7 protein-coding genes are annotated in these 12,518 nt (G+C 27.9%); 1 reads left to right on the plus strand and 6 read right to left on the minus strand.

Going from position 1 to position 12,518, the window contains the following annotated elements; all coding sequences use genetic code 11:
* Positions 1-9 precede the first annotated feature (9 nt).
* Genes BM119_RS08520 through BM119_RS08535 form a run of 4 tightly spaced genes read right to left on the minus strand, consistent with a single transcriptional unit; the run spans position 10 to position 3,398 of the window.
* Entirely contained in the window at positions 10-1,068 is a 1,059-nt protein-coding gene (locus tag BM119_RS08520; RefSeq protein WP_090040581.1) for an HAD-IIIC family phosphatase, read from the minus strand.
* 36 nt (positions 1,069-1,104) lie between these two features.
* Positions 1,105-2,250 carry an acyl-CoA dehydrogenase family protein gene (locus BM119_RS08525; protein WP_423231002.1) on the minus strand — a complete coding sequence of 382 codons (1,146 nt, stop codon included), beginning with the start codon at positions 2,248-2,250 and terminating at the stop codon, positions 1,105-1,107.
* A gap of 38 nt (positions 2,251-2,288) precedes the next feature.
* Positions 2,289-2,528 (minus strand): acyl carrier protein, encoded by a 240-nt coding sequence (locus BM119_RS08530; protein WP_090040585.1) that lies wholly within the window; start codon positions 2,526-2,528, stop codon positions 2,289-2,291.
* A gap of 15 nt (positions 2,529-2,543) precedes the next feature.
* Positions 2,544-3,398, minus strand: a complete 855-nt coding sequence (locus BM119_RS08535) for a 3-hydroxyacyl-CoA dehydrogenase family protein (protein WP_090040587.1) — start codon at positions 3,396-3,398, stop codon at positions 2,544-2,546.
* Positions 3,399-3,905: 507 nt separating this feature from the next.
* Between BM119_RS08535 and loaP the strand changes: the two genes are divergently transcribed.
* Positions 3,906-4,412 (plus strand): antiterminator LoaP, encoded by a 507-nt coding sequence (gene loaP / locus BM119_RS08540; protein WP_090040588.1) that lies wholly within the window; start codon positions 3,906-3,908, stop codon positions 4,410-4,412.
* Positions 4,413-4,706: 294 nt separating this feature from the next.
* Here the strand turns inward: loaP and BM119_RS08545 are convergent, their stop codons facing one another.
* On the minus strand, positions 4,707-7,799 hold the full coding sequence (locus BM119_RS08545; RefSeq protein WP_090040590.1) for a cyclic peptide export ABC transporter: 3,093 nt from the start codon (positions 7,797-7,799) through the stop codon (positions 4,707-4,709).
* A 138-nt stretch (positions 7,800-7,937) separates the two neighbouring features.
* Positions 7,938-12,422, minus strand: a complete 4,485-nt coding sequence (locus BM119_RS08550; RefSeq protein WP_090040592.1) for a non-ribosomal peptide synthetase — start codon at positions 12,420-12,422, stop codon at positions 7,938-7,940.
* Between the last annotated feature and the right edge of the window lie 96 nt (positions 12,423-12,518).

The following is a 12,518-nucleotide window of genomic DNA, read 5'->3' on the forward strand; positions in this document are numbered from 1 at the left end:
TTTATACTTCTAACTCTCTATAATGACCTTCATATATTTAGGAAATTTTGGCTCGAACTCCATATTATGTTCAAGAATAATTACATCATCTTTCTTACCTATTTCATGAAAACCTGAAAATTTGTACGTAATATACATCATACGATTTCTATCATTAGTTACAAATTCTGCACATAACCTTACATTATTTTTCTTGGACATACTTATAATATGATTTATAAGCACAGATCCCACACCTCTCGACATAACTCTGCACGACATTAATAAAAGCTTTATAGTCCAAACTTCACTTCCACATTCCACAAGCCCAAGACCTATTTTTCCATAAGTCCCATATTTATCACCTAAGCATGCCATAAGCAGCATATGATTATCTGACTTTCGAAATAAACTCAGCTCTTCAATAGAATAAGTATATCCTGTAGTATTTAACTGATGTGTTCTTAATGTTAATTCTTCTGCTCTTTTTAGATCATCATCTGTTGCTGGTGATATTTTAAATACCATATCTAAAGAAGATAAAAACTCTTCCTTAGGTCCGATAAAATCCTCTTCATCTTTTTTTCTATTAATATCATTTATATACATTTGTCTTCTATTATGGGAATCTTCCGTTATAAACCTTGGATTAAATTCAGGAGTATCAATTACTTTACTTATATCATTTACATTTATACACATTACTTGTGGTAATGAAAAACTTACCTCATCTAACTCATACTGCTGATCATCAATAAATGCAACTGTGTCTAATCCAATATTAATTAATTCTGCAATTTTTTTTATTGATGATGATTTAGAGTTCCAGTTTATCTGAGGATATAGAAAATATTCACTAATCTTTAACGCCTTTAGTTTGTCCATAGTTTGTATGTAATTATTTTTACTTGCTATAGACTGAATTATTCCTCTATTATCTAAAGTCTTAATAATGTCTATGATTCCCTCACATAATGTTACATTTTTATTTTCCAATAATATACCATCCCATAAAGTATTATCAATGTCCCAAGTTACACACTTTATTTTTTTTTCTTTTTGTTCATTCACCTTACTGTAGCTACTCATACTTACCCCCAAGTGATATATATCATTTTTAAAGGATTACCTTAAACCCCTCATGGCATTATTAGCAATTAAAATTTCGTGCATTTGAGATGTTCCTTCAATGATTTCATTAATTCTTGCATCTCTAAAATATCTTTCAATAGGATAGTCACTACAGCATCCATTAGCTCCATGAATTTGCAATGCATTACTTGCCACTTGATTTATCATCTTTGACGCAAAATACTTAGCTACCCAAGTTTCCATTATCGACTCTGGATCACAATTTTGCCTTAAATATCCTGACTTATAACATAACTGACGTGCAGCTTTTACATTTACAACCATTTCAGTTATCATTTTTTGTATAAGCTGATTGTCTTTTAAAGCATTCCCAAACTGCTCTCTTTTGCTAGCATATACAATACTATCATTTATACACGCTTGCCCAAGACCAACACTTCCCCATGCTATAGTATATCTACCATAATCTAGACTAGATAATGCAACGTGAGATAACCCTGTACCAATACTTCCAACTATATTACTTTTTAAAATCTTACAATTACAGAAGTTCAATTCACCAACCATCGATCCTCTAGCTCCGAGCATATCAATAATTGGAGTTATATTGAAACCTTGTGTGTCTCTCTCTACTAAAAATGCAGTTGGTTTCCCATCATATTTTGCAAAAACTAAAAATACATCCGCAATCTGTGCCATAGTAATCCATTTTTTAGATCCATTTAATACATAATGATTTTTATCATCAATAACTGTTGATTTTATACCTTGTGCATTACTTCCAATTTCAGGTTCACTCAATCCAAATGCACCAATACATTCCCCAGAAGCGAGTTTAGGTAACCATTTATTCTTCAACTCTTCACTAGCCCACTTCTGTATAGCTAAAGCAACCATACCATGAACAGTAATTAAATTTCTTACTGTTGTACATCCTCTTCCAAGTTCTTCATTAAGAAGTCCAATCGTGATTGCATCTGCTCCTTTACCACCATATTTTTCGTCTATCATTAATCCTAGATACCCTCTTATTGTAAGTTCTTTTATTATTTCTCGTGGTAAATATTGCTTTCTATCAATTTGCGCTGCTTCCGGAATTATAATCTCATTTACAAATTTATTGAACTCATCTTTATATTTTATCTGCTCACAAGTTAATTCTAATTTCAATATTCTCACCTCAATATACATAAAATGAAATTTACTTTAATATTACTTTAACTACTTTTCTTCTTCTCAATAAATTCTGATATTGCATTTATTGAACTAAAATTATTTAAATCAAGATCATTATTACCTATATTTATAGAAAATTCTTTTTCAATAAACATTACTAACTGCATTGCAAACAATGAGTTTACATATCCTAACTCATAAATATTATCTTCGTCATTAATTTCTGCTTTTTTAAAAAAATGTCCTAAAAACTCTCTAATTTTTTGTTTAATTCGTTCCATATTTTATCTCCTTCTTTAATAAATATTATACTTATAAAAACCTTTACCAGTTTTTCTACCATACAATTTAGCATCGACCATTTTTCTTAACAATGGGCAACATCTAAATTTAGGATCTCTATAACTTTCATATAAAACATCCAATGACTTTACAACAGTATCCAATCCTATTAAATCTGCTGTTTCTAATGGCCCCATTTTATGTCCATAACAGTCTCTAAATATATCATCTACTTGTTCTGGAGTACCAACTTGATCTTGTACAACGTATGCTGCCTCATTCATAAATAAATGTGAAATTCTATTAGAAACAAATCCGGGCAAGTCATTTACTAAAATACATCTTTTTTCTATTTTAAAAGCTATTTTTTTCGTTTCCTCTATAGTACTTTCTGAAGTGTAGTACCCTTTTATAACCTCTATTGTTTTTTTCATTGGTACAGGATTCATAAAATGGGCACCTATTACTTTATCTGGTCTTTCTGTTAGAGATGCTATTTTCGTTATTGATATACAGGAAGTGTTTGCTAAAAAAATACTGTTTTCATTACATATAGTATCTATTCTTCTATATATTTCTTTCTTAATATCAAAGTTTTCTGATGCATTTTCTACTATTATGCTACAATCTTTTAACTCATTATAATCTGTTGTAAATTCAATGCGGGAAAGTATTATATCTATATCGTCCAAATTCTCTTTGCTATTACACAACTTATATAGTTTTATATTCCTGGTTATTTCTCCCTTTGTTTTCTGAAGAATATCATTACTAATATCAACTAAAATAACCTTAAATTTGTATTGTGCGAAACTTTGAGCAACACCTGCCCCCATTACCCCTCCACCTATAATTCCAATTTTATTCATAATATTATCTACCCCTTATTGTTATTATTTATTTACCAACAAAAACATTATTTGTTACATATATATATTACTTTCATATTACTAATCTACACATGCTTATATATCATAATTTTTACTTATGGACATAGCTTCGCTCTTTCGTGAGCTATTACTCACTACAATAATACAATTCTATGGCATCCTCGGTTTATTAACGTGCCTAAGCATCGATTAACGCCCTTAAATTTTTTTATACTCATATTTACATCCAATTTACTTAACTAATTGAATATATTTTTTATTACATTTTCTAACTTATATTGCATATTATACTATTTAATTTCCTTATTTGTCAATTTTTAAAATATTTTTTTAAAATAACCAAATTTGCTAATATTGAAAATTCATATATCTCTAAATATTATAGATACTTTTCATTTAAATTATATTCTTATATAATAGTTTTATATTGTAATATTACATATTTATAACTAAATTTAATTTGCAAAATTAGGAGGATTACTTATTATGTATTGGTATGCTTTATTTGTACAAACTGGTAAAGAGGAGACTGTATCTAAACACATTAAAATGCATCTAGAGGATTGTATAACTACTCTTATACCAAAACGCATAGTCCCTGAAAAAAGAAATAACATCTGGCTAGATGTAGAAAAAAAACTCTTTCCTGGATATATACTTCTTTATACATATATGGACAACAAAAAATATCATATATTAAAACAAATTCCTTATGTTATAAAACTTCTTACAACTAGTCCACATTATCTCCCTATTACTGAAGATGAGATTTCCTTAATTTTAAATCTTGTTAACAAAAATGGAATTATAGAATACTCAAAAATATCTTGCCAAAATTCAATTATCACAGTTCTTGATGGCCCACTTAAAGGGTACGAAAGGCTGATAAAAAAATTATGCAAACATTCAAAAAGGATAAAGGTTCAAATTAATTTCATAAATAAAACTAAAGTAGTGGATTTAGGTATAGAAATAGCTAATACATCTAAATAGTAGCTGTTGAAGCCACTCAGGACATAAGTTCGATGAATTTTTTATTGAAATCTATAAAAGATATACTTAAAAACTAGTTACACCAATGGTTGAAAAGACATCCTTGCTACCATTTACGCTCAGCACCATACCTTTTAATTGCAACATACAAATGGGGTTTGAAACCAACACCTCAATGTTGGTTTCAAGAAGCCTTCCCTAATTTCTTATAAATCATGAATTGGCATTAAGCAAATTCTTCATCACCCACTTTATCACTTAACTGTAATTACTTTTTTGATACCTGGCTTTACATTATACATACAACTTATTTATTTTTATATTTCCAAATTCCATCTTTATAACCTTATCAGCTAAGTCAAAATACTGATCATCATGGGTTATTGCTATAACACACTTTCCTCTACCTTTAAGATCCGGAAGAAGAGTATTGTAAAAAAACATTCTAAACTCTGGATCTTGATCTGCTGCCCATTCGTCAAATAAATAAATAGGCTTATCTTCCAAATATGATACTAGCAATGCTAACCTCTTTTTTTGACCTGTTGATAGTTTAGTAGTACTAAATTTACCATCTTCAATTTTAACTTTTTTATCAAGCTGTAATACTTCTAAATATCTTTCTATTTCTTCTTTTTTTAGTTCCCACTTTATACCATAAAGCTTATCAAACATATAAAAATCTGAAAAAATAGTAGTATAGTTTTCACTCAATCTTCTTTGTTTTATAGACATACCACTTAAAGATATATAGCCTTTTGTTGGTTCATACAATCCCGTTAATAATTTAGCCAAAGTTGACTTCCCACTTCCATTCCCACCAGTTATAAAAGTTATCTCTCCAGACCTGAACTCATAGCTTATTGGTCCAACTTTGAAACCTTTTCCATCCTCTTTTTCATATTCATACTCTATCTCATGTAATTGAAGCTTGAGGTTATCCTTCCTACCACTCTTCTCACTACATAACTCACTATTGTCTAAAACAGATAGCTCATCAATTAAACTATTAATTCTCTTTAAACTTATTCTTACTTCTATGGCATTAGGTATGGTATCCAATATTCCATGAACGGGTCCTGTCATATATAGAAGTATAAAAACATAACTTGCAACGCTTGTACTTTCTAAATTCTTTAAGATTAATGGGAAAATTAGAGCTATAGCTCCTATCGCAATAGTAAATAATAATTCACCTATTACAAACATGTTTGCAAAAGCCAAGGATGATTTTCCTCTTTTAACTCTGTACTTATCACAAGTACTTTCCATGTCCTCTTGGAACTCGTGCTTTTTGTTTTTATTAAGACTTAACTCTTTAAATCCACCTATTAAATCATTAATAAATTTAAAAAATACACTTTGAAGATCTCTAGCCTCTTCTCCAATTTTATTTGCATACCTACCAACTAAATAATAGATACTTGAGATTGCTAATATTATTAATACTGCTAACAATAACGCATATATATTTATACATCCTAAATATATAAAGCAACATATAAGCGTAACTCCACTTGTAATTCCACTGATTAAAATATTTACGAATCTACTCATTGTTTCAGTATCATTATTTAAAGTAGACTGAATTCTTCCTTTTTCAATTTTTTCAAATTTATTATACGGAGCCTTTAATATATGCTTAACAATTTCCATTCTTTTTGAATAAACTATACTATTTGTTATGTCTATTAGTTTTCCTCTCATAATTTTTTGTCCATAAACATATAAGATTATTCCTAAAACAAAGTATATTAGAAGCTTAATCTTCATGTTATTACTACTATTTATAGACATATTTATTGTAAAAATTATAAGGGCATTTCCAAATCCACTTGCAACACTTAATAATGATAAAATTAATATAGGCTTATCATCTTTTTTTTTAAAAAAGCTTATTAATAAAGCATAAATATATGCCATCCAGATGCTTGCACAAAATAGATAAAGAGCAATTTTTATACTATGAGGAAGCCATACAAACACAAAACTCCATGATATTCCATTACCTAAGATATATGGAATTAAATAAATGCAGTATGTCACACCCAAAATAGATATTAAAGAAATAAATACCTTCAAAAAGGTTTTTATAGATATACTATTGAAATTTCTTTTTTTCGTTATTATTTCTTTAATTAATTTGATTATGAAATATAGTGTACTTATTATAATTAAACTTGCAAAAGCTATGATAAATATAGATATACTATCAGCTCTCTTGTTTAAATCCTTTATATTTATATTGTTATATTCTTTGCCATTTAGTATTCCACTAATCCCTCTACATATAAATTCTACATATTCTGAATTAGTGTTACTTAATACTGCTACTCCCTCTTTTTTTTCTGGTTTAAAAGTTATAAATGAAGAATAGTTTGGATTAGATCCACCATGAGAAATTTTTCCTCCTATGTCTTGATAAACATCCCATCCAGCAGCATATGATGAACCATAAGATGTTGGTGGAATTGTTCTATTTTGATCATGAGATTTTTCTATTAAGGTATTATCAAACTTAGATTCTTTTGATGTACTCATTTGAATCTTAAGCCACTTCGCCATATCTTTACCGTTGGTCATAATGTATCCAGCGGGTTTATTTCCTCTATAAACTGGTGCATCATAACTCCTTGGTTTTAAGAATCCTAACTTGTAACCCGTTGCTATATCCTTGCTAATATCTTCATTTTTAAATAAATAAGTATTATTTAGTCCAGATGTTTTTATTACATTTTCTTCTATATACTTTTCATAACTTAACCCTGAAACTTTCTCTATTATTAATCCTAATACATCATAATTTATTGTTGCATATTGATACTTTTCTCCTGGCTTGCTATCAAGTTCTATCCCAACAAGGGTTTTAACTGTCTGATCTATTGCATTATCTTCATTTGAAACAGGAACTTTATCTATAGTTTTAAAGGGTATTCCACTTGAATGATGTAGTAGCTGTTCTAAAGTTATCTTAGTATCTTCTCCTTTGTAACTCACCTTAAACCAAGGGATATACTTAGACACATCATCATTAAGCTTAATTAATCCATCTTGTTCCAACTTTAAAATTGCTAGTCCTGTAAAAGCTTTACTAGTAGATCCTAGTTCAAATAAGGTCTTATCTGTAACAGGAGTTTTATCCTCAATATTTGAATATCCAAAGCCTTTTTGATAAATGGTTTTATCATCTTTTACTATAGTTATAGATATCCCTGGAATTTTACCCTTGTCTATATTTTCTTCTATAAACTTTTCTATCTTAATCCTTTCATCTTGTGTCAATAAATCTATTGGTCCATTATTCTCTTCAGCAAATACTACTGATGATGATAATATTACACTTATAAAAACACTAAATATAACTAGTAGTTTATTTATTTTTTTCATAATACTAATTACTCCTTGCATAATTATTGCCTACTATCATTTCTATGCTCAATATAATCACTAATAAAAATGATAATAGTACATGAGTATGTGAATTTTCAAATTTAAATGTAATCAACTGCTTAGTCTGATTGTGCATTAATCAAACAACGCATCTAAATCATCCTGTGAAATATCAACAGCATCAAAATCTGATGGAGTAAATTCTTTTACATCTTTATTCATGCATTTTTCTTCAATTAATTTTAATGTACTTATATAAGTATCTATCAATTCTTGAATTGTATCTTTATTAAATTTATTTTTACTATAGTTAGCATTTATTTTTAATTCTTTATTGACTATCATGGCTACTATGTCAATTAGTGCTGTTAATGTATTTTCTTCGTCACTATCTAACCCAAATTCAATACTAGATAGGTCTAACTTTTCTTTATCCACAATATTATCCAAATCACCTAGATAGTTGAATCTTACAAGTTTATTTTGTAATTCATCTATTTGCTTTTTTAAGAATCTAAGAGTTCCGTAATTAAATCCTTGGTTCGGTATATTTCTAAGCTGTTCTTTTAAAGATTTTATGTTCCTTTCTGTATCATTAGATTCAACTTTGAAATATGCCGGATACATACTTGTAAACCAGCCTACAGTTCTTGATATATCAATGCCATTACTTATATTTTCTCTTCCATGTCTTTCAAGCTCAATTATCACGTCATTATTCTTTGTAATATTATTAATAGTAAGAACTAATGCAACAGTTAGTACTTCATTCAAATCCATACTATAAATTTCATTTACAACTTTCATTAAAGAATTTAGTGTATCTTCATCTAAAATCCTCTTCAGTTCTTGTGATGTTTTCACTACATCTTTACCCTTATTAAAATCTATTGGATAGTAAAAGTTACTATTAGAAATATTATTCCAATAAGGCATTTCTTTTTCAAAATCTTTTTTACTATAGTTTATTAGTTCATTTGCCCAGTCTTTAAATGAGTGATTTTTCATTGGTAATGATATTTCATTTCCATTTTCCAATTGATTTAATATGGTTGCAAAATCATTTAATATTACTCTCCAAGAAACTCCATCCATTACTAAATGATGAGCTGTGAATAATAAAGCTTGTTTTTTATCCCCTAAGTCAAACATAGTTACATTAAACAAAAGACCATTCTCTATATCAAAATTAACATTAGCTTTTTCAATTAAATTCTTAACCTTCTTGCATTGTTCATCATACCTGCATTCTCTTAAATCAACATATTGAACTGCATCCATATCACTTAAATGTTTGTCATTATAATATAACTTCCTAGATTTTCTATCATAATTAATTCTTAATCCATCATGATGCTTAATTAATTTATTCACAGCCATAGTAACTTTGTTTATATATAAAACTTGATTGTATTCTAATAATACATATTGATTGTATAAGTTCTCATTTTCAAATTTTTCATTAAAGAACCATTCTATAATAGGAGTATTTTCTATTTCACCATGACTTTCTTCTTGGCTTATACTTACCATTTCTTCATATTTCTCTATAGCTGCTGCTATTTCCTCAATAGAATCATAAGATAATATATCTTTTACTTTAATGGTTAATCCTATATTTTTAAGCTTTGAAGATATTTGAATAGCTTTTATAGAATCTCCTCCAAGTTGATAGTAGTTGTCATTCATACTTATATTTTCTATTCCTAATATCTCCTCCATAGCTTTGACTAATTCCTTTTCAGAAGAGGTATTATAGTTAACAAATTCCTTATCACCTGATATTGGCTCTGGAAGTAATGAATAATTCACTTTTCCATTTAGAGTCAATGGTAGACTATCCATAAATATAAAATTAGTTGGTAGCATATATTTAGGTAAGAATTTTAAAAGCCACTCTTTCAATTCTCTTTCTTTAACTTTCCTCTTGCTTACAATATAAGCATTTAGCAATTTGTTTTCTGATGAATCTTCTTTAAATACAACAACGGCATCTTTAACAAATTCATTTTCAGTTAAATGTCTCTCTACCTCTCCTAATTCAATTCTATGACCTCTTATTTTTACTTGATTATCAATTCTACTTACATATTCAATAGCTCCATTTTCTAGATACCTTGCCGTATCACCAGTTTTGTACATCCTTTTTCCTTTAATAAATGGATTTTCAATGAATCTTTCACAGTTTAACTCTTCTTTATTTAAATAGCCCCTAGAAACTCCATCCCCCGATACATAAAGTTCTCCTACTAAACCTGTTGGCACCACATTGAAATCATTATCCAATATATAAATTTGAACGTTATCAGAAGGTTTACCTATTGGTACTGATACTCCTTTATCTTTTTCTTCATTATATTTGTGTATCATACATCCAACTACTGTTTCTGTAGGTCCATATTCGTTACATATTTCTATATTTTTACCGAAACTATTGTAAATTTCTTTTGCTAAACTTACCTTTAAATCTTCCCCTCCAACAATAAATCTCTTTATATTGGAATAACTATTATTCATACCCTTTAATAGAGTTAAATGTGCAGGGGTAAGCTTTATAACTGTTGCCTTATTTTCTCTTAGTATTTTATATAAAACAAATTCTGTTTCATCATTATCATAAATTACAATCTTGTTTCCAAAAATTAGTGGTGTAAATATAGATGTTACTGTTAAATCAAAAGATATTGAAGAATATAATGCCATAACATCCTCTTCATCTTTTAAATACATCTTTTTAGCCCACCATATATAATTTGTAAGCCCTTGATGTTCAATCATTACTCCTTTTGGCTTACCAGTTGAACCTGATGTATAAATAATATAAACCAAATCCTGTAAATTACTTATGTTTACTAGAGTTTCTTTACTATATATATTTAAATTCACATCATTGATATTAGTTATATTTCCTTTAAAACAAATATCATTATTCACCTTAAAATTCGTTAATAACATGCTACTTTCAGAATTTTGAAGCATATAATTTATTCTTTCTATGGGATAACTAGGATCGATAGGTAAATAAGCTCCTCCTGCTTTTAGAACTCCTAAAATACTTACAATAAGTTCTATTGAATGAGTTTCCATGATTGCCACAATGGATTTCTTATCTATACCTTCTTTTCTTAAGTGATTTGCTAATTGATTTGACCTTTCATTAAGTTCTTTATATGTTAATGTTCTTTCCTTAAACTCTAATACAACTTTATTTGGAGTTTTCATTGCTTGTTCTTTAAATAATTCACATACTGTTTTCTTAGGATAACAGCTATTTGTTGAGTTTAATTCATACAGCTTATGGTTAATCTGATATTCATTAAGAAGTTTTACATTACTAACTGTAAGCTCTTCATTTACTATTACTTGATTAATTATATTAATCATAGATTCATACATCGTCTTAATTTGTTGCTCTGTGTATTCTAGTGTTTTATAATCAAAGTTTAGTGTTATATTATTATCTTGCCACTCTTTAACTGTTAACTGCAGTGAATAACTTTGATTTCCACAATAATACTCACTAATCTCTACTTTATTGCCATTAATATCATTAACATAGTTAGAATTATAATAATTTACACACATTTTAAATAAACCATCATATCCCTTCCTGTTTAACTCCAAATCCTTAACTAAAAGATCATAAGGATATTTCTGATTTAAAAAACAAAGTTTTAATTCTCTATTAATTAATTTTATTAAATTTCCTATATTTAATTCAGTATCTAATTCAAATCTAAAAGGTACTGTGCTTGTAAACATACCTACCATACCCTTTTGTTTCTTACCAGTCCTATTAAATACTGGTGTGCCTATTATCAAATCTTCTTTATATATAATTTTGTTTATATATATAAGTAACATTGCTATAAAAAAGGTGTTTAGTGAGTACTTTTTATCATCAACAAATTTCTTTATTTTATTTGATAACTCACTATCAATATTAAAGCACAGTCTCCTACCCTCTATGCTATTAGATGTTTTATATAAAAACTCTTCAGGTATATCATCAAACTTTTCTCTCCAAAAGTTTTTATTTTTCATAAACCTTTCTGATCTTAAATATTCCACTTCTTCCTTTATAAAATCTACATATGAGTAATATTCATCTAGGTAAATCCCTTCACTATGTATTAACTTACTATATATTTCACATATTTGTTTTTCTATAAGACTAATAGACCATCCATCAGATATAATATGATGAATCTTTAGTAATACCCCAGATTCTTTTTCACTTATTTTATATATTGCAAAGTAATATAATTGATTATCTTCCATATTAAAATTTCTTTTAAATAAATTTTCTGACCATTTTTTATATTCTTCTTTAGGCTTTTCATTCTTAGTAAAATCTAAAACATCTATATTTTCCTTTTGAAACGCATGAACATATTGGACTGGTTGTCCATCTCTTTCTGTGAATCTTAATCTTAATCCTTCATTGCTTTTTATTATAAGATTAAGAGTTTCCTGCATTTTATCAATATCTATTTTCTCATTTATGTTTAAGCATCCACCAATATTATGAAGTGAAGAGTTTAAGTTCACTTTGTCTATGTACCATATTCTTTTTTGTGGGTGAGTTAAATTATAATAATTCCTCTCATTACTTCCCATATCAATTCTCCCTTTTAATATTTCTATAGTAAATCTAAATAAATAATTAAATATCCGCTAATTCTATTAGTAAACCCGCATTATTCATAAGATATA

Source organism: Clostridium frigidicarnis (assembly GCF_900111985.1).
Taxonomy (GTDB): Bacteria; Bacillota; Clostridia; order Clostridiales; family Clostridiaceae; genus Clostridium_Z; species Clostridium_Z frigidicarnis.